The organism is Paenibacillus sp. FW101-FHT12H11 (assembly GCF_058790355.1).
Genome location: NZ_JBYTCO010000007.1, coordinates 380248 through 401467, shown reverse-complemented (window position 1 = coordinate 401467; position 21220 = coordinate 380248). Strand labels below are relative to the sequence as shown.

General features: G+C 46.0%; 14 protein-coding genes. 10 read left to right on the top strand and 4 right to left on the bottom strand.

Annotated elements, in window-relative coordinates; translation table 11 throughout:
- Positions 1-277 precede the first annotated feature (277 nt).
- Positions 278-2767: an S-layer homology domain-containing protein gene (locus AC3WTJ_RS24300; RefSeq protein ID WP_492524007.1), complete on the top strand. Its 2490-nt coding sequence runs from the start codon at positions 278-280 to the stop codon at positions 2765-2767.
- Positions 2768-2883: 116 nt separating this feature from the next.
- Here AC3WTJ_RS24300 and AC3WTJ_RS24295 read toward each other — a convergent pair whose 3' ends face one another.
- From AC3WTJ_RS24295 to AC3WTJ_RS24285, 3 genes are all read right to left on the bottom strand, one after another.
- Positions 2884-3033, bottom strand: coding sequence for a hypothetical protein (locus tag AC3WTJ_RS24295; RefSeq protein ID WP_492524006.1), 150 nt, complete (start codon positions 3031-3033; stop codon positions 2884-2886).
- Positions 3030-3797, bottom strand: a complete 768-nt coding sequence (locus tag AC3WTJ_RS24290; protein ID WP_492524005.1) for an SDR family NAD(P)-dependent oxidoreductase — start codon at positions 3795-3797, stop codon at positions 3030-3032. The genes AC3WTJ_RS24295 and AC3WTJ_RS24290 overlap by 4 nt, the downstream gene beginning before the upstream one ends.
- Positions 3798-3863: 66 nt before the next feature.
- Positions 3864-4646 carry an SDR family NAD(P)-dependent oxidoreductase gene (locus tag AC3WTJ_RS24285; RefSeq protein ID WP_157320871.1) on the bottom strand — a complete coding sequence of 261 codons (783 nt, stop codon included), beginning with the start codon at positions 4644-4646 and terminating at the stop codon, positions 3864-3866.
- Between the two features lie 218 nt (positions 4647-4864).
- Here AC3WTJ_RS24285 and AC3WTJ_RS24280 point away from each other — a divergent pair, with 218 nt between their 5' ends.
- The 8 genes from AC3WTJ_RS24280 (at position 4865) to AC3WTJ_RS24245 (ending at position 19692) form a co-directional block, all read left to right on the top strand.
- Complete coding sequence (locus AC3WTJ_RS24280; protein WP_492524004.1) at positions 4865-7081, top strand: helix-turn-helix domain-containing protein; 2217 nt, start codon at positions 4865-4867, stop codon at positions 7079-7081.
- 260 nt (positions 7082-7341) lie between these two features.
- Positions 7342-8280 carry an ABC transporter permease gene (locus AC3WTJ_RS24275; protein ID WP_492524036.1) on the top strand — a complete coding sequence of 313 codons (939 nt, stop codon included), beginning with the start codon at positions 7342-7344 and terminating at the stop codon, positions 8278-8280.
- A gap of 17 nt (positions 8281-8297) precedes the next feature.
- Positions 8298-9173: a carbohydrate ABC transporter permease gene (locus AC3WTJ_RS24270; protein ID WP_492524003.1), complete on the top strand. Its 876-nt coding sequence runs from the start codon at positions 8298-8300 to the stop codon at positions 9171-9173.
- A gap of 42 nt (positions 9174-9215) precedes the next feature.
- Positions 9216-10889 carry an extracellular solute-binding protein gene (locus AC3WTJ_RS24265; RefSeq protein ID WP_492524002.1) on the top strand — a complete coding sequence of 558 codons (1674 nt, stop codon included), beginning with the start codon at positions 9216-9218 and terminating at the stop codon, positions 10887-10889.
- Between the two features lie 116 nt (positions 10890-11005).
- Positions 11006-16063, top strand: coding sequence for an OmpL47-type beta-barrel domain-containing protein (locus AC3WTJ_RS24260; protein ID WP_492524001.1), 5058 nt, complete (start codon positions 11006-11008; stop codon positions 16061-16063).
- A gap of 128 nt (positions 16064-16191) precedes the next feature.
- Positions 16192-17508, top strand: coding sequence for a spore germination protein (locus AC3WTJ_RS24255; protein WP_492524000.1), 1317 nt, complete (start codon positions 16192-16194; stop codon positions 17506-17508).
- Positions 17509-17534: 26 nt separating this feature from the next.
- Positions 17535-18635 (top strand): GerAB/ArcD/ProY family transporter, encoded by a 1101-nt coding sequence (locus AC3WTJ_RS24250; RefSeq protein WP_492523999.1) that lies wholly within the window; start codon positions 17535-17537, stop codon positions 18633-18635.
- Entirely contained in the window at positions 18625-19692 is a 1068-nt protein-coding gene (locus AC3WTJ_RS24245) for a Ger(x)C family spore germination protein (protein WP_492523998.1), read from the top strand. The genes AC3WTJ_RS24250 and AC3WTJ_RS24245 overlap by 11 nt, the downstream gene beginning before the upstream one ends.
- Before the next feature lie 38 nt (positions 19693-19730).
- Here AC3WTJ_RS24245 and AC3WTJ_RS24240 read toward each other — a convergent pair whose 3' ends face one another.
- Complete coding sequence (locus AC3WTJ_RS24240) at positions 19731-20510, bottom strand: methyltransferase domain-containing protein (protein WP_492523997.1); 780 nt, start codon at positions 20508-20510, stop codon at positions 19731-19733.
- A 164-nt stretch (positions 20511-20674) separates the two neighbouring features.
- Here AC3WTJ_RS24240 and AC3WTJ_RS24235 point away from each other — a divergent pair, with 164 nt between their 5' ends.
- Positions 20675-21214 carry a cupin domain-containing protein gene (locus AC3WTJ_RS24235; RefSeq protein WP_492523996.1) on the top strand — a complete coding sequence of 180 codons (540 nt, stop codon included), beginning with the start codon at positions 20675-20677 and terminating at the stop codon, positions 21212-21214.
- Positions 21215-21220: the final 6 nt, after the last annotated feature.

The following is a 21220-nucleotide window of genomic DNA, read 5'->3' as shown; positions in this document are numbered from 1 at the left end:
TGGTTTCAATTTTACTAGTATAAAATGAAAAGCTCTTATCTGCAATTACGGAATCTAGGCGCCTTAAGCCCTTAGAAAAGGTTGATTCACCCTACTAACTTAGTTGAAATCGCTTACAAATCCTTGGTCCATCTTACTATAATTTCTATGTAAGCTTGTAAGTATTTTGGAAAGGGGCGGATAGGATCGTATATCTAAAAAGTGTACCAAACACGAATTGTCTAAAAACAAGGTTATGCAATCGTATTGAAATTATGGGATAAGAAGGTGTGCGTGAATGAAACGGCTTTTATCATTATTGTCTTTCGTCCTCATTAGCTTAACTTTAATCCCGGTTACTCATGCGGCGAATGACACCGTTCCTGGGAACCGAACTTCAATGGTACAACAATCAGAGAAATTTAATGATTTAAGTGATTTACCGCAGGATATCAAGGACAAATTTGACGTTTTGATTCAAGATCATATATTTGATGGCGTCTCGGACCATTCGTTTGGATTAAACGAGAAAATGAATCGGGCTCAGTTTGCCAAGGTTGCTGCGATGATCTTTGCACTGCCGATTCCTCCAGCGGGGACACAATCGTCGTTTGCCGATGTGCATGCGGATGATCCAGCTAACGGGTATGCCCTTCCCTTTATTGAAGCATTAAAAACAGCCGGACTGACGAACGGAGCCGACGAAAGTGGCAAGCTGTACAACCCGGCGGGTCAAGTAACCCGTCAAGAACTGGCAGCATTCTTGGTCCGCGGGCTGAAGTGGCAAGATTCCGGGGGCACGCCCACGACGGACATGACAGTAGACGATTGGGCGAAAGGTTATGTCACGTTGGCGATTCAGAACAAGCTCATGTCGAACATCGCCGTCGGAAGCTTTGGAGGTAGCGCCCCCTCTACGCGGAAGACACTTGCGCTAGCCAGCTTTGAAGCGCGGCATGCCTTCCAGACGCATGCGGTACCTGCCCCAGGCAGTTCAACCACTACGGAGAGCTTACCTCCTGGCATTACGGTGCTGCCAACAAAGATCGAGCTGGATGAAACCGCTCAACTCAGTGTTGGGGATCAGTATTATGACGCCAATGGAAAAATCTCGACAATGGGCCAACCGCCGGTGATCGGCCTGAAAGTGACTGGACCGAACAATTACGAGTTTACGCTGAGCCAAATCGAAACGCTATACAGCAGCGGATATTTGGATATCTCCGCTTCAGGCGGCCTTGTACTCGATAACCCGGTGATCGGTCAAAGTTATGCCGGACTAGGTAAAATAGTCGTTAAGGAGGTTACGTCTGAAGGAGAAGCTTCCATCACGGCTAGCCTTACTCATCTTGGTGATGCAACCGCGAGTAAATCTTATAAGATCTCACCGATGCGCACTCCCTCAAGCATTGAGGTCAATACCAAAGATATGGTTGTACTCGCAGAAAATGAGCAGCCTCAAGGGTTTGTTTTTACCATTAAAGACCAATTTGGAAAAGTATTTAATGCGGCATCCGCGCTCGATCGTACTCCGTACATGATTGAATATAAACTCGAACGGGTTTCCGGTGAGCCTAGTTTGCAAAGTGCCGGAGGCATTTTTGAAACTCCTTGGGATGAGGTGAGCCCCTCCTCCACCGACTCGGACAATCACGTCCTGACTTGGCAGCTGCCTGTAGACAAAAGCGGTGATTTGAACAAATTCATGTTCAAACCAACCCAGAAAGCAGTAAGTCCAGATGGCTCGCATTATACAATTACAGCAAGTGTATTTAATAAAAACACAGCAGAATCGATCACCTCGGCAACGTCTAATTTAGCGGTTTACAACTGGAAGGATTACGACCCTTTCATGAAGTACGAGCTGGATATGCTGGATGATCATTTTGCAGCAGGTAAATATTTGTTCGAACGCAATTTAATCGGCAGTGCGAATGATGTTGCAGCTTTGAATGCGAAATTTGCTTATTATGGCAAAGAAATCAACATTATTGCAACGGATGACAAGAACAGAAGAATCGATATTACGAAGGTGCTCAAAGACGATAAAGGCAAGCCGATTTCGATCATTCAACAAGTCTCAGCCGATGCAAATGATTCCATACTGGCCGCCCCAAGCGTGAATACATCAGGCATTCCCGTGTATAAGGCTTATGGCATCCAGCCGACGGAATTATTTAACGTCAACGTATCGTTTTACACGCCTGGAGGATCCAGAACATTAACTAAATATCAAGTGACCGTCGATTATGCCGAGCCGGTAGCCAAGGCGGTTGCGTTGAAAAATACGACACTTCAATTCAACTTGAATACCGTATATACCATCCTCAAGGCGGACGGAAAATCGGAACAAATCAAAGGCTCCGACTACCTCGCAAGTAACCCGTATGTGTGGGAGTTTTTAAAATTTAGCGACAATAATGGTCAGAGTGTGAAAAGCGAGAGCGGCTTCTTTAAATATTTTATCCAGGCGACGGATCAATTCGGGTACAAATATCAGAACACCAGTGATGGCCAACTCGCGGATTTCATCCATAACCTCGATATCCTGAAAGTTCAAATTACCATTGATACGGATAACAAATATCCTCCGAAATGGAGCGTAAAAGAAGAGGCATTAAAGGATAAAATCTGGATTGACGACCAGTTCCGGCTTCATTATGAGCCTGCTGCCCGGAATGCTGATGGCTCATTTGACTATTCAAAGAAAAATTTGCAAAGCTTCAGCATCGAGCTTATTACCCCTTCCATGCAGCGGTCGTGGTGCACCGTTACATTAAGTAACTAAGGTCTACCAGGGCGCTATTTCATCGAAATGCGCCCTTTGAAGCGCGGAGGGGAACTGGGGGGCTCTTATTTCTTCATATTTGATTAAAAACCAGCCAAATGTGAAGAAATAAGACCTTATAGTTCCCCTACATCCGCCAACCCACGCAGATTCGCCGAAATAGTGGACCGTAGTTCCCTTTTCCCCCTGATGGCAATCAACTCGCCTGTCTTCGTCAGATAAAATGAAACGGCAGCCAATACAGGCTGCCGTTTCTTCTCTTTCAACGATATATCGGAGCCCCCAACGGTGCTGAGCGTGCTCCCCCGTCAACGGTAATTTCCGCGCCCTGCACGAATGAGGAGTCATCGGAAGCCAGAAACAATACCGCGTTGGCTATCTCTTCCGGATCCCCCATTCGGTTCAACGGAATAGTTCGCGCTTGAGCACCTTCAAGCTTAGCGGTTTCTTCCGGCGTCGATTTCTTCCAGATCGGCGTGCGAGTTGCCCCTGGCACCACCGTGTTGACGCGAATCCCCCGCGGCGACAACTCGGTGACCAGCACTCTTGCCATACTGCTGATAGCACCTTTACTCGCCGCATAGGCAGCCCTTCCCGGAGCACCGTCCGTTGCGCGTGTCGATCCGGTCAAGATAACCGATGCTCCTTCCTTTAAATACGGCAAAGCGGATTGTACCGTGAAGAAGGAACCTGTCACGTTAATTTTGAGAACTTCTTCAAAGACGGAAAATTCTGTGCCGCCTAAAGGCGTAGCCGATGAAATGCCCGCATTCGCGTATACGATGTCTAATCCTCCAAAAGCTTCGACGGCTTGGGACAACGCCTTATCCATGCTTGCCGGATCCGTTGCATCCGCTTGAACGGCCAGGACACTCGGACCAAGTTCCTCCGCCACTTCGTTTAATGTAGTTTGGTTTCGGCCCGTAATCACGACCTTTGCACCCTCAGCAATGAACAGTTTTGTGGTAGTCAATCCTATCCCGCTATTGCCTCCTGTAATTAATGCCACTTTGCCATCAAGTTTTCCCATTACACTTCTCCTTTGTCTAGTCCTTTAATCCGATATGGAAATCGATTCATTATCTTCTATTACCGTTTACCAAGCGGAAGCACCACCGTCGACCGCGTAGTTGACACCTGTGATATAGGCCGCTCGATCAGAAGCAAGAAACGCCGCAAGTTCCACGATCTCTTCGGGTTGACCGAAGCGCTTGAGCAATGTCTTGCTGGTTATCGCGTTCCTGGCTGCTTGGTTGTCCCCAAGGTCGCGGTCACTGGCCGGGGTCAAGACAGGCCCGGAGCTGATGGCCACCGCGCGGATGCCATGACGAGCTCCTTCCAGCGCGAGCTGTCGCGTCATACCGATGACCCCTGCTTTTGCTGCGCAGTGCGCGACCATCGGCGGGGTTTCGCCAGCAATCATGCCGGCCACGGACGCGATATTGATGATGACTCCCCCACCCTGCTTGACCAAATGCGGCCATGCGAACTTGGACACGAAGAAGGGGATATCCAATTCGCCGGTTATGGTCGTCCGCCAGTCTTCGATAGAGAAATCTGGCATAGGACCGAAACGCTGCATGGCTGCGTTATTGTAGACCACATCGAGTCCGCCATAAGCGGCCACAGCATTTTCAACTAGCTGCTGAACCTGTTCGGGAATCGTGAGATTAATCGGCGCGATGCCGGTCATCTCACCGCCGGAACGACGCACGAGTTCAACCGTCTCATTATTGGCATCAACTTGGATATCGCACCCGATGACCTTTGCACCCTCTCGAGCAAAAGTCTGCGCCGCGACACGGCCCATACCACCACTAGTGCCTGTGATCAACACGATCTTCTTGTCAAGTAATCCGCTTGATTGCTGGCTAGTCATAAAATCTCCTCCTATATTTGTTACACTTCTGCAGCATTTAATATTGTGTAAAATTCCCCAATTCATTCATTGGACAATCTGTCGATGTCATCAATCGTATTCACGAATACAAGCATGATCCGTGTTGATTTGGCATATAACGTACGACAGTGAGCGCAATACAACGTGGTGGAAGCGTAATTACATGGCATTATGTATTACTTTTGAGGAGCGTTTGTATGACAAAACCATGGTTTTATCGACTCTTGTTCTCGTATCTGCCCGTATTTTTTATGATCACCTCCGTCCTTATTGTGCTTATTATTCTATCCATCAGCCATTTGTCCAAAAGAGAAGCTGAAAATGCAAATCAAACCTATGCTTTACATATCATGCAGTCCGTGGATTATACCTTGAAAACGATCGATGAGTATGTCATTAAGGAACTGCAGACTAATCAACGGATCGATCAGTTCTTTGACAACAAATTGGAGGGAAATCCCTATTACTCCGCCTACGAGGTTACAGAATTAATTCGGGGGATGATGAATTACAACAAGTTCATTGATTCCGTTTATTTTTACCGGGCTTCTGATCAAATGGTGATTAGTCCCAACACGATGATAGCGGCAGACCGCTTCGGAGATACAACGTTTATCGATGAGATGATCAAAAGCCCTTCGCAATATGAACTGACAAATCAGCGGGAATATAAAGAATTTACGGAGATGGATCAACGCAAGGTCGTCATTTCGCTAGTACGAAAGTTCCCTCTTTTATCCGGGCAAAAAGGCATCATTGTAGTCAACATCAGTATGGACGCTATTGTTGGAATGATCAGTGATATGTCCAATTCAAAAATCAGCTTCATCCAAGTCTATGATCCCGCAGGCAATCAGCTGCTGGCTTCTGGAAATGGGCATGCGATTACAGGCTCTGAACTGACCCGCATCCATTCCAACTATACGAACTGGGAATACCGCAGCGGACTTAATGATCAATATTTGTATACCTTCACTTCTGTTTTCTCCTATGTGTGGATCGGATTGGGACTGGTTATGATTGTTCTTGGCGGTGTCTGGATGACCTATGTGACCCATCGGAATTACAGGCCCATTCAATTAATAATGTCGCGTATCCATGACATCTCCGACCTCCAATCGATGAGTATCGACGGTAAGAAAAAAGATGAATTCCAGTATATTGATCGAGCCATCAGCAATCTCATGGAATTATCCAGCCGTTATGAGAAGCAGCATGAGGAAGATATCGTATTCAGGCGGAGGCATTTTTTCAAAGAGTGGCTGGAAGGCAGCCGGACGGTCGAATATGAGGACTGGAAAGCCGAGATGAATCGACTGCACTTGCCTACCGGCTTCGGTCAGCTTATAGTGGCAGCTATTGAAATGGATAAATATATGGAAATATGCCGAATGTTTTCTCAGAAGGATCAAGAACTGCTCAAATTTGTACTAAGCCGGGTCGTTTATGAAACAGCTGAATTGTTTGGTCTCACGGTTTGGGCGGAATGGATGGCTACACACAGGTTAAGTGTTGTGATATTTACAGATGAGGATGTTAAAAACAGTGAGAAACAGGCAGCCAATTTATGTGAAAACATTCGCTCCTGGGTCGAACAGCATCTGCATTTCCGCATTACGCTCGGTGTCGGGCATGTGGTCGGACAAGTACAGGAACTGGTTCATTCCTACGAGGCTGCTACCCACGTCCTCCGCTTTAAATCAGCCTTGGGGACGAATCGAGTATTATATCACTGGGAAGCTGAAGCTTCCACAGAGAAGGAAATGTATAAACACCTGCCTTTGATCAAATCGCTGGCTCAATCGTTTCGCTTGGGAGACGAGAGCTGGAAGCCGGCCTTGGAACAATTTTTCACGGAATTAAAAGTCGGGTTATTGTCCTACGATGAGATTCGAAACCTCATGAATTACTTTGCTTATCATTTACACCGGGAGACGATCGAACTCTCAGCCGAGCTGCAGGAGTCCATACAAATGGCAATTCCTCAGCTCAATGATGCCACTCAACATTTCGATACAATTGAAGAACTATATGCCAGCTGTTTTCATTTGTTAGAACAAGCCTCTCAGCGGATGGCCGATATACGTGAAGTCAGGAGCAATCATGCCGTCATGCGCCAAATTCGCACCTATGTGGAGACACGTTATGCAGATCCGGAGTTGTCACTCACCTCGCTAAGTGAGCAATTTCAGCTGCATGCCTCACACATCAGCCGTGCCTTCAAAGAGGAATTTGGCGAGAAGTTCGTTGATTATCTTGTAAAAATCCGAATGGAACAAGCGCAGCAATTGCTCCAAAGTAGTCGCCACTCCGTGCAGGAGATTGGAGTTCAAGTCGGATACACGCATGCCATTTCCTTTATTCGCGCTTTCAAGAAATATACGGGGGTTACGCCTGGCGATTACCGGAAGTAAGCGTTGCAAGGCCATTTTATCAAGAAATGTCTATCGTTAATTGTTGTTTATTCACCTTTGCACCCATTCACGAAAGCCTTGTACAGCAAGGAATTCAAAAGAGTTTACTCCCTAATTCATGTATATTGAGAAGGTTGGCGCTTCTAGGGTACATTGATTCCATCGACGGCAAGGTAGCATGGATGGTTCAATAAATACTCGAAAGGAGGTGCCGCATAATGCCGCATACACCGCTGGAAAATACGCAAACAGTCCCCATGATGACAGCTCACAGATCTGCACGCCATAAAGCCAAGTTGCTGCAGCCCCGTCGACGTCTGAAACAAAATATGCCTTTATTCATGATGTTTCTACCAGTCATTGCTTACTTTATTATTTTTCGGTATTTTCCAATTTTAGGTAACCTCATTGCATTCAAAAACTATAACTTGATGGAAGGCATCTGGGGAAGCCCCTGGGTTGGCCTCAAACATTTCAAGACACTTTTCACCCAACCCCAGACCTTGACGATCATCCGTAACACGGTCACTTTGAGCTTATTAAGTATTATCGCCGGGTTCCCTTTCCCAATTATTATCGCCATCTTACTGAATGAAGTTCGTGCCATGCGTTTCAAAAAGATTGTGCAGACACTGATCTATATCCCTCACTTCTTTTCATGGGTTATTGTCGGCGGGATTGTCGTTACGATATTCTCCCAGCAATCCGGTATCATTAACAAGCTGCTGGAGCTATGGACGGGTCACACCACTGCTTTCTTGTATCAGGAACATAGCTGGATAGCGATCTTTCTCGGTTCCGGGATCTGGAAGGAAGCCGGTTGGGGAGCGATCATTTACTTGGCGGCTCTTACCTCCATCGATACGCATCTGTATGAAGCCGCTAGCATCGATGGAGCTTCCAAATGGAGGCAGATCTGGCACGTCACCCTGCCCGGTATTCGCAGCACGATCATTCTCATGCTGATTCTGAGTATGGGGAATGTCATGGAAGTCGGGTTTGATCACGTGTATACCCTCCAAAATGCAGCTGTTTCGGATGTCTCAAGTGTCATTAGCACCTATATCTTTATCGTAGGTGTTCAGGGAGGACAGTTCAGTTTGACTACGGCTGTCGGGTTGTTTGAATCTCTGGTCGGTTTCTTCTTCGTCGTCCTTGCGAATCAACTGGCCCGTAAATTCGATCAAGGACTGTGGTAAGAAAGGAGCCTCTCTTCATGAAACCAGCATGGGACGAGAAAATCTTTTATACATGCAATTATCTGTTCCTGGGACTTGCAGCTTTAAGCTGTGTACTTCCCTTGCTTCACATCATTTCTCTGTCGCTGAGCAGCTATCAAGCGATTGTATCCGGGCATGTCTCCCTCTGGCCGCAAGGCTGGACCATGGAAGCCTATAAGGCTTTATATAAGGGCACGAATATGGTTAAAGCTTTCCGCAACAGCATCGTGATTACCGTTGTAGGCGTAGCGCTCAGCATGTGCTTTACGATCATGGCGGCTTATCCGTTAGCCAAGAAATATTTCTACGCGCGTCGTTTTTTCACGCTGGCTATTGTATTTACCATGTTGTTCGGGACGCCATTAATTCCTCTTTTTTTGATTGTAAAAAGTCTTGGCTTACTGGATACTTACGGCGCCATCTGGATGCCCGGACTGATCAGTGCATTTAATATGCTCGTGCTTCGGACCTTCTTCATGAACGTCCCAGAAGAGCTTGAAGAAGCTGCACGCATGGATGGTTGCGGTGAATGGCGACTTCTCACGCGTATCATTCTCCCTCTATCTCTCCCTGTTTTGGCAACGTTAACTTTATTTTATGGCGTCGGATATTGGAATTCCTTCTTACATGTACTCATGTTTATCAATGACAGTACCCGAATGAACTTGGCGGTTATGATTCAACAAATGGTTGCCAGTCAATCCATTCTGCAAGAACTAAACTCCGTAAGACCGGACGACCTGCAGCAAATGACACCAGAGTCTATCAAAGCGGCCGGCGTAATCGTACTCATTGTGCCTATGCTCATCGTCTATCCTTTCTTGCAGAAGTATTTTGTTAAAGGGGTTATGATCGGCGCGATTAAAGGATAAATCGGAAGACCTTGAAATCGAATTATCTAAGGGGGTATTTCCATGTTCATGGTACCAAAGGGTCATCGGAAAGCCATACTCGCCACACTCGTCTGTGCCGCCGTCTTGGCAGGCTGTTCCACTCCCAAAGTTGACGATCCAGGAGCATCATCAAGTCCGAATGCGACCCCGGGAGCAGAATCTGCGCAAAGAGGAGCGATTAACGTTTCCGTGTATGATCGGGGGAATATCCCTCCGGAGGAAGGCAACTGGGATAAAAACCGTTGGGTGGATTGGATCAACAAGAACGGTCCTGTCGATGTGAAGTATACCCCCGTCCCCCGCTGGGAGTCGTTCCCGAAATTTAATGCCTTGTTTGCCTCAGGAAGCGCACCGGACTTGATTCTGGAGTATGATGCCAATTACAGAAACAGCTGGTATTCGCAGAAACTGTTGATGCCGATTGATGAGATGGTTGACAAATACAGCACGACCTACAAACAAATTCTTGAGAAGTATCCGCTGCTGCGTAAGATTGGAACTAAGGAAGACGGCAAATTGTATGAAATTGGACGTTTGAATGTCGTGGCTCCACATCACCGTCTGTTAATCCGTGAGGATTGGCTCGAGAAACTGAATCTGCAAGTCCCTACAACAACCGAAGAATTATATAATGTGGCCAATGCCTTCGTGAACCAAGATCCGGACGGCAACGGTAAAAAGGATACGTTCGGTATCAACCTGAGCGGTGTCGGCTTCTCCGTGATCAGCCATATCTTCGGGCGTTCGATTGACTGGGCTGAACAAAACGGCGCTTTCGTCCACGATTGGGACCGTCTCCAAGCGTCTGTCGAATTCCAGAAACGTTTGTTTGACAACGGTTTAGTCGATAAGGACTTTCTTACTGATAAGAACGGACAAAAGGCAATCCAGGATTTCATGAATGGAAAATTGGGGATTTTTGCAATCGACAGTGCCTGGTTTACCATCTCGAATTATGAAACATTGAAGAAAAACAACCCGACGGCAAAAGTCATTCCCATGGCATTACCGAAAAGCCAGTTCGGCCAGTTCAGCCCGATAATCAGCACACCAGTGCAAATGGTCGGTGTCGTCAACGCCAAAGCCAAAGATCCGAAAGCCATCATGCAGTATATAGACTGGATGGTGGATCCCGAGCACGCCAGCTTGCTGAAAAATGGCATCGAAGGTACGCACTCACAAAAAGGCTCAAATGGCTGTTTGCAGCCTATCGACACAGAGAAAAATAAGAAAGAGCTTTACACCGATGATTTGAACATGATGCGATCCGATCTGCTGCTCGGCAAATGCGCGGAAGTGTATCTCGTGAATCTTCGCCCAGAAGTGCCTACGCAAAAAGAGCTGCTCGATATCAATCTCAAATCCAAAGAAATATATATCAATAAAGATCGCCCGGTTCCTTCCCTCGGGAACGACTTCCTGCCGGTTTTGCCGGATGACCTGCAAGCGATTGTCAAAAGCACAAGCAAGTCCAACAATATCGATAAAGGTGACATTTGGCTGAAAGCTTTGGTTGGCGGCTCCGGATACACCGCACAGCAAGCTGTGAAAGATGCCAAGGATGTCTGGGAAAAGGCCGGCGGCAAGCAAGTCGATGATTATTATGCCAAATGGTACGAGAACAACAAAACCAAAATATTTAGTATCGATGATTTGTACAAATTCGCTGAACAATCTCAGAATGAATTGAAATAGAACGAAGGAGTAGCGGTGCTCTTGGGTTTGCAGGTCGGAGCACCGCCTATACATGACGTGGACCCCGGATAGGATCAGGGAATCCTATTGATCATCTCATTCATTTGGAGGTAATTATGAGATCCCTACACAAGTCAAAACTCCTTGTTTCAATCCTTCTGTCGGCAATCATTGTCTCGCTGCTCCCTCTCTTCCCTGCTTATCATGCTTTAGCTGCAGGAACAGGTATCATCCAAGATTATTGGAACAATATTCCTGGCGGGAAGGTAGAACAGATTCCTGTAAAGGCGCCTCCTTCGGGCTCCAGGATACTCACCAGCTTCGAGACACCCAATAATACCGGGGATCTGTATGGTTCACGCGTTTATGGTTTTCTGACGCCGCCGGTTAGCGGTGGTTACACCTTCTGGATTGCTGCGGATGACAGCTCCGAGTTATGGCTGAGTCCGGATGGCGATCCTGCGCACAAAGAGAAAATCGCATGGAACACGGTTTTCGCCAAGCCCAGGGAATGGAACAAGTCTCCTACTCAAAAATCCGTGATCATTCCGTTAATAGGCGGCAAGAGATATTATATCGAGGCTCTTCACAAGGAAAATACCTCAAATGATAATCTGGCTGTCGCATGGCAAGGTCCGGGAATAACCCAACAAGTGATACCAGGCTCTTACTTGACACCATTTGTGCTCCCTGATGCGCCAACAAATCCCGTTCAGGACGATACAGCAAACACATTCGGGTGGACGCCTGTTCCCGGTTATACGGATCTGTCCGCCTATGAATACAGCACGGATCGCTGCAACTCGTGGCAAACGGTATCCATGAACCCGCTACAGCTGGAGAATATCAATTATACGACCGGGCAAATTCAGGTTCGGTTAAAAGAAACGTCCGCGCAGCCTGCAGGAAAGACTCTGCTTTCAACTACCTTCTACACACAAATTAAAACTGCAGAGCCAACTCCTGCGTATTCGTTGCTTTGGCGGATAGGGCTTGATGATCAGCTCTCTTCTGAATTTAGCGATTACAAATCATCTCCTACGGAATCCATTAATCTCCCTTCCGACTGGGCGACCCGCTCAGATTGGAGTTCGATTTCCAAAGGCTTAAAGCTTAGCCGCAACGGTACGATGTTGATTACTTACAACTTAGACGCAATCCCGGAATATGGTGTGCAATTCAGCTTCAGGAGCTTGGATGCCTATGTATCCGTTCCGCAGTTAGCAGTATTTTCCAATGATACGATGGCCGGATTAATCCAGATAGTCGGCCTTAGCGGCGAAAATACGACTCGGAAATTCAAAGAAACTTACGAGCTGTACATTCCTAAGGAAATGCTAAAGGTTGGACCTAATGAGCTGAAGCTCTCATTAGACCGCGGATTGTATGCCGGAACTGCAGGCGACGAATTCCATTGGTTTGAATGGGATTATGCCAAACTTGAGGCTTTGACAGCTCCAGCAACGGAACCCATTCACGGCCGGTATATTCGTCTGGGAACGGCGTTAGTATCGCATGTGTTGAAAGACCGTGACCTGCAAACGATGGAAGTAACGAAGTGGCTGGGGCTTGCCTACAGCGGAAACGTCATACGCAGCAGTCAATTTTCGCGTGAATGGCTGACTGCCCTGCGCGATTTGAATTTAGCCCCCGTGCTGCTGCCTTTCGGAAACTACATCAAAGACCCGGAGCTCTCGGCCGGCGTTGTCCCGGAGAAGCTGAAAGAATACTACAACAATCTCATTGCAGAAAATGGAGATTTGTTCGAATACCTGGAGCTGGATAATGAACCCGGCGTGTTCAACAATGCCTTTGCCGCTGACTTGGCGCTGGCCAAGTATGTTAGCGAGCAAAAGCCATTGTTAAACCCATGGTTGAAAGCGGTTTCTCCAGGTTGGGCCTACTGGCCTTCCAAAGGCATTCCGGATGGCTGGGAGCGAGATCCTGCCTATCGCAAGCAAATCGAAGATTATACCGATATGACCAACGGTCACAGCTATACGTTAAGCGGCATTTCAAGCGGTGAGGGCGGCGCTCTTGTAGAAACACAGAAAACCTTTCCTGATTATCAAGGGGACGGACTCGCGAAACCGATGATGATGAGTGAAACAGGGGCTAATGATTTTCATACGGACAATAACCGGTATGACACTTTCACCCATCGCTTCGCCTCCATCTTCGATAGGGAAACGCGCAGCACGATTGGTTATCTGGATTTCATTATGCAGCATGCCGCCTACTTCCGAGAGTATAGCTTGCTGAAAGAAGATATTGTGATGAATGCAGCTGATGATGCGGAAGCATGGATTAATACGAGCGATCCCGATGAAACGCGATTGAAAATTTTCCGCCGCTTGGCACTTGCCTACAGCACGCATGGCAAACCGCTCCCTTATGTGTATACCAATCAGAATGAGCTTGCCGGGAAAAAGGCCTACTTCCGTGCGGTGGATACATCAACGCTTGGCGTGAGCAGTACCGGAGCCAAATCCAATAAAATTCTGCTTAACTTTGTTAATTTCGAAACGACTCCGGTCACGATGAATGTGCACGTTACCCTGCCTGCTAACGTTCAGTATGCGGCAGAACGTTTTGGTGCAGGCAACACCTATGCTGCTGCTCGCAGTTTTAGCATCGTTGACGCTGCTTCGGGCGCACAGTTATCGGAAACGATTCAGCCCGGTGAAGCCGTTCAATACATCTTGACTCCGTACGAAGATGCCAAACCAAGTACACCTTCGCTGCAAGCGCGGGCCGTTTCATACAAACAAATTAAACTGACATGGCAGCCCTCTACGGATAATGCAGAAGTGGCAGGTTATAAGCTGTATGATAACGGCGTATTGCTTGCAAAGCTTCCTAGAGCAGTAACACGCTACACACATCAAGATGTGAGTCCTGAGAGCGCTCACTCCTATACGCTTATCGCTTATGATGATTCGGGCAATGAATCCTTGCCGAGCGCCCCAATTGCCATATCTTCCTTAACTTTACCTTCCTCCCCTTTTACAACGACATCTACAGGAGCTTTACATGTGGAATCGGAGCAAACGGAGCTGGAAGGTGTGACACATCATGGCACATTTGTCGGGATGTATTACACGCAAGGGAGAATGAATTTGCTGAAACCTCCCGTCAAAGCAAATACCAATTATATTCTTAAGCTCAAATATAGTGCTGCAGCGAATAAAAAGGTCAATCTCACGATCAACAATCAGTTGATTCGCTCCATTGATTTGCCCGGAACGGAGCCAAACGTCTATACGACAATCGAATACAATGTCATGATGCCTGCGGATGTAAGCAATCTTGTGCTTTCCATCGTCAAGAGCACTGGTAATGTATTTGCTTACTTTGATTGGTTCGAGCTGACGGAAGGCCTTTTGGATGAAACACCTCAGAACCTGTGGACGAATGTCGTTCATTCCAGTCCCAATACGTATTACTCCTCTGCTACCTTTGCTTTAGGGGCTAATGGAGCGGATCTTCATGAAACGGCAACACCTGGCGATTACGCAGCTATGGCTTTTAGAGGCACGGGAATCCGATGGTATTCTGATATTGAGTCTACATTGGGAGTGGCAGATGTTTATATGGACGATGTCCTGCAATCAACGGTTGATTTGAAAACAGCAAACACACAAGGTGCGAAGAAGCTGGTTTTCGAAAAAACAGGCCTCCCCATGGCAAATCATATCATCAAAGTTGTCGCTAAAAACGGCCGTGTTATTCATCAATCGTTTGAATTTTTGAGTTTGGAACGCCAGCCTCTGACTCCCGGCCCTGATTTGATTGTAACCGACCTTGGAACGGACCCAGCTGGTCCTTATGCCGGGCAAACAGGCGTGCGTTTCTATGTCACCGTGAAAAATGTAGGGCTTCTTCCCACCCCTGCCGGACAAATTACAGGAGCTGTATTCGGGTTGAACGGTGGTTCGTTCGGCTATACAGATACGTACAATCAATCCATTCCAGTTGGCGGCACTGCTACGCTGTATACGAATGCTGGAGGTGAAAACGGATATTGGGAAGTGCCCAATGGAGAAGCGACCTACCAATTAAGCGTCAATATTAATGATATCGGGCGATTCACCGAGATGGATCGTACGAACAACACCAAAGAAATGACGTTTCAGGTAACTAAGCGGGATGTCTCCCCTCCTGTGACCACGGCGACAGCGGACGGAGCAACGGGTTCAGGCACATTCAATAAGCAAAATGTGCAGGTCGCCTTTACAGTCGAACTTCCGACTGTCGGGGTAGGCATCAAGCGGACCGAGTACCGCATTCTGGGAGGAGCTGAGACTTGGCAGACTGTCACGGATCAGCCCGTTACTTTCGCAGATGATGGGATTTACCGAATCCAATACCGCTCCATTGATACAAGGAATAACGAAGAAGTGCCCAAAGATTTGATTATAGGCATCGATAAAACGGCTCCAACTACCACTCATACCTCCTTAGAGGGCTGGCAGCGCACACCGCAAACCGTCACATTAGCGGCCTATGATACTTTAAGTGGTGTACAACAGACCTTCTACTCCCTAAACGGTGGAACACCAAGTGCCGGAACATCGGTTACCGTTAGCACTTATGGTGTGAACACGATTTACTACTACAGCACGGATATCGCCGGGAATCAAGAAGCTGGGCACTCTGCCGAAGTTCGTTATGATCCACAAGCTCCTGAAATCAATATAGCCGGTCCGTTAACGGTTTATTGGACGGATCCGATTGTCTTGAATGTTGGGATCTCAGATGCTTTAAGTGGAGTAGCCTCATCAAAAGTTAAAATGGACGGCGTCATTGTCAACCCCCACATAAACCTTCAACCGCTTAATTTATGGTTGGGTCAGCATACAATTGAAGTTACAGCATCCGACCACGCGGGCAATACAATTGTACGTACCTATGTATTGAAGGTCATCATGGATCTGGATCATTTAGACGATCTCCTCCGGTTAGTATGGAATCTAGGTTATTTCAAAAACCAAACGGTCTATAACAGCCTGCAGACAGCGGTCGCTGTGCTTCAGAAACTGGTGAACCAAAATCAACTGAAAGATCCGACTTTCTTTGATGCAGCCATCAGAGACAGCAAGTATGTGGACAGCGCGACTGCCAAGATGCTTCAGGATGCCCTACAATTTTTACAGCAAAAATTTGGGAAGTAAATAGGAAATAAGGGCCTTTGTCCAAAGTTGTTTTTGGATGATCGGCCCTTATTTGATTGCTTGTATCATGCACGTGAAGGCTGAATAATTCCCAATTTATAGTAAACACTATCTCAGGGAGGTTAGCCATGAGCAATTTTTTGGAGGTTATAAGCAAAAAAGCAAAGCTGCACCGTGATTTGAAAATCGAACGGCTGCAACTCGGATCGGAATCAATGTGGTTGGTTTACTATGATTCTGTTGTAAATTCGCAGGAAACCATTATGTTTATTTGGAATTCCGGAGTTACATCAACTGATTCCTACGACGATATTTGCATGCGATTGGTTGGCAAGCCCTGGAGCCCTGAGGCGATGAGTGAGCTTCAACTGGGACGGGCAGTTTTATTGAATGCCACAGGGGAACAAGCCTTCAGTTTTCAAGGAGCTCCTGCTTCTCTTTCCCGAGCGATCGATAAGCCTGAGAACGAATCGATGCCCTTTGCTCCGGCCGTCGCCTTCATGGAACCGTTAACCACAAATATTGGACTCATTAGAAAATCGTTAAATTCGCCCTATTTAATTGCTGAAGGTTTTACATTTACTGGAGGCGCAACGAAAGAGGCGTCTTTGATTTACCATTCAGAGCTTGTCAATAAGGAACTGCTGCATCAAGTAAAAAGTAACTTGCAGAACGCTTCTCACAGAGATTTGCAGACGGGTCAAGACCTGATGGAAATACTCGGCTGCAGCCGTTTTGACTTGTTGTCACCTTTTTATAAAACAGAGATCCCTATGCAAGCAACCTCATCCATGATGAAAGGCCGAGTCATCCTGTTGATAGATGGCGAGCCCGTCGCTTACGTGCTGCCCCTGTTATTTGGCGACTTTATTTCTATTCAGTGGGATAGACAACTTCCCGTGCTCATTATGTTTGCGCTCCGTTCCTTACGTTTAATGAGCCTGCTAATCGCATTGCTGACCCCTGGACTTTATGTAGCTCTAGTCTCCGTAAATCCGGAAACACTGCGGATCGAACTTGCCCTCTCCGTAGCCAGCAGCCGAATCGGCATCCCGCTGCCTACCTTTTTAGAAATGGCTTTTTTATTAATCGTTAGCGAAATCAGTATTGAATCCACTCAGCGGTTACCCAAAAGTATTGCAGCATCCATTACGGTCATCGGGGGCATCGTTCTTGGAACAGCCATTGTCGATGCAAAACTGGTCAGCAGTCTTGTTATCATTGTGTTGTCCATTTCCGTTACGGCCACCTTTGCTTTTCCTAATTACTTAAACACGTTGAATATACGAATTATGAGAGCAGTTATCGTTGTGCTTTCCGGCATTTTTGGTGTGTTCGGTTTGTTCGCCGGTTTTATAGCGATTTGCTTCTACGTGTGTAGAATTGAACACTTTGGTATACCGTTTATGAGTTTTTTCGATTTCAAAAAATTAAGACAAACTTAACAACTGAAAAGGAGTGACGCCAGCCTATGAGTTCTCGATGGATTTCTACGTTAACAATCCCCTTTTTTTTCATCGGATCTCATTGCAGTATCATATTTTTGCTCTTTCCAAGAGCGATGTTACATACGACGAAATATGGACATTGGGAACCAGCCATGATGTACATGCTTATTGAATTGATCCTCATGGTCATTCTCTTGAAAGGTTTGAACAAAGCAGGGAATATGGATTATGCTGATCTGCTTCTTCCGCTTGGTAGATGGGTTAGTACCGTCCTGCTTCTTCCACTTATTCTCTATATACTCCTTATTGGAGTTATGGCCATTCGCGGCTTTGCTGAACTCATGATTATCGTATTCGTGGTCCGATCACCGTTAATTTCAATTTTGATATTACTTTCTTCCATTACGCTACTTGGAGCTTCAATTGGACCCCGAGGCATCTTAAGAGCTAGCACTTTATTGTCATTTCTATATTTCCCAGCTCTTTTATTTGCCCTATTGGGATGTTCCGTTAATGCAAGGTTGACCAACATATTTCCACTTGTAAATACAAGCTTTGACTTTATGCAGCATTTTGAGTTCCTCGTTCCTTTATTTACGATCTGCCCTTTCCTTCTTCTGGGTATGCTGCCGCCTGTTATTAAAGTACTGTTGAAGCCGCTCCTGATTACAATGATCCCATTGACTGTGCTGTATGTGGTGATCATCTATATTCCCATGCTTGTATTTGGTGTCAACGCAGCAACATTAATGAATTTCCCACTGGTAACAAGTATTGACACAGTCAATCTTACGTGGACCATATTTCATCGAATTTCATTATTCTATGCCGTCGCTCTGCTTGCTTTCGTGCTAGTCATCACCTCATACGCGCTTTGGGCCTCGTCTGTGTTAGTTCGCAAAATGATACCTGGATGGAAGGAGACTTATATTAGGCCCATCCTAGGCGTGCTTGTGTTTGTTACATCCGCGATGATTCCGAATTGGAGTTCCTATGTGAAGATTTACGCATCCGATATCGGGTTTCGTATCTTTGTCTTCTTGGCGATCCCCATTGCTGTCTATCTCCGAGGTAGTTTCATTCAAAGAGCGTATAGAAAGAAGGTTTTCAAAAATGATGCGTAAGCTTCAGACAGGAGCCCTGCTAATCACATGCGCAGCACTGTTAACCGGCTGTTGGGATATTAAAGACGTCAATCATCGGGTATTGCCCATTGTCATGGGGATTTCTTATGGCAAAGCCAGCAAATACAGAATTCATATTCAAATTCCATCACCTGAAAAGCAAGGATTATCGTCCAAGGTTTACTACAAAGAAGCCGACACGATCAGTAAAGCACTTACGGATATTGATACAGACATTGAAGCCGGCATAGATTTTATGCATGTACAATTTATCGTTATTGATCGTAAGCTTGCGGAAGATGGGATTCAAGAAGCGATAGCCTTTATAACGAGAAGCCAGCAACTCCCTACCAAAGCGCTTGTAGCCATCACCTCGGAGGAAATTGGGGCTTTTCTAGCTCATACAGGCCGTGTCATCCAAACGGACGGAAGCGCACTCATGAATTTTTTCAATAAAAATGCAGGATGGAGTCCTGAAATTAATTTAGCCTATGTTTGGAAAATTTTTGCCGCCATGCACTCAGACACGGAAGATGTCACCATCCCCATTCTACGATCTGGAAAATCAACGATGCTGGAGTTTCAAGGGTCTGCCGTCATGGCCAAGGGGAAAATGAAAGGGGAAATTAAAAAGGAACAATCTCTGTTAATCAACCTATACGAAGAATTGTTTCAAGGTTCTGTTGTTCAAGTAACGAATCGGGCAAGCGTAGCCATTGTAAAATGTAATAACCGCATACATACCGATTGGCGTGATGAACATCCTGTACTTCATATGAATATGCAGCTTTCCTTGCATCTTATTGAAAACAACGGCAATTTAAATGAAAAACAAATCGAGGAAGCCTTCGCCAAAGATATAAAAAAGCGGTATGAGGAGCTCTTCAGTCAGCTAAAAACGATAGGATCCGATGCTTTAAGGACAGGTCAATATTTCAGGAACAAGCTCCCCTTCGATCAGCTCGCGAACTGGCGTCAAGACTATTATCCTAAATTGGAAACTGATCTGACAATTGGATGCATTATCACGAATAGTGGCGATGTATATGAAAATTAACTGTGCTCAGCAAATACACAATAGAGGCTCACTAGCCTCTATTTTTTTGTGGCTAGCCATACAGTCCATGAGTCTTTCTCGACAATAGGAAGCGATGTATTTTCAAGCTTATTTGTAATGAATAAAACTAATTCCTGAAGCTCACTATCCGTAATATCATGAAGAATAGAACGCCCTGTTCGTTGCAGTAAATCTTGTGTCAACGCTCCCAACTCTTCATAAACACGTCTTGTTTCCCAAAGTTGTGTTTCATTAAGCAGTTCAAAACCATTTGCTGTAAGTGCACTTCGCACTTGATCCGACGAATGTCTCCGAGCAACTTCTTTCTCAATCAAATGAGGAAATTTTTCAAAGAAGTAGCCTCTAAGGTGATTGGCATCCCCTGGTCGTATACAATCTTCTGGGGTCCGATCTTGAATGATAAACAATCCATTCGTTTTCAACACACGATTTGCTTCCTTGAAACAGGCCATTAAATCATTTAAATGATGGATTAAGGCTCGTTCCAGTACGATGTCATAGGTGTTCGACGGTAGATTGGAACTAAACGCATCTCCTAATACGAACGTAACATTATCCTTTTCCTTACAGTTATCCGCAGCCCCTTTTAACATTTCCTTTGAAAAATCAACGCCAGTTACATGGCTTGCCCTCATATCACTAAAGGCTTTCGTATATATGCCGCCGCCACACCCAATATCTGCCACTACTTTATTGTGAACATCCATCCTTTTCTCAATGAATCTCATCCACGTATCATCAGCGGTCCTTGTTGTATACGTTCCCTTGTTCTTCTCATCGTGAAAATTGATCGGCATAAAAATTCCTCCCCAATTATTTTAATTTTGTTAATTGGCTGAGCGTGTTGACGATACACATTTGGAAGAGATACCATGAAGCTGGGATGCCTCCTTTTCTTAGAATTATGACGAGGAATGACTCTCTGTATTAGCTAACTTTGACCATGAATAAGGAGGCTGTCATGACAAATCTTGACAGACAAATAACGAATCCTCGCAGCGGACAAAAAATGATATTCCGTACGACTGGGGAAGAGACGAATGGTGCCTTGTTGGAAATTGAAAGCTTTAATCCGCCCTCGAAAGAAAGAGAACCCGAACATATTCATCCGAAACAAACAAGTTCATTGGAAGTGATTTCCGGCAAAATCCACTTCTGTATGAACAGCGAGACCCGTGTTCTAGGACCAGGGGATCTCTTGGAGATTCCTGCGGGAGTCCCTCATTACTTCTGGAATGAAGACGCTGCAGAAGCGCATACGATTCAAAAGTTTACGCCTGCACTGGAGATTGAAGGATTTTTCCGTACCTATTTCGCTCTTGCAAGAGACGGTAAACTTAACGCAAAAGGCACGCCTAACTTAGTCCGGATGTCTCTTCCTATGCTCAATTATCAGAACGAAATTCAAGTGGTAAATCCGCCATGGCCTGTGCAGAAAACCGTCTTCACTATCCTTTCTCCCGTAGCCAGGCTGCTTGGTTATAAAGAGAAATATGAGTGACATCCC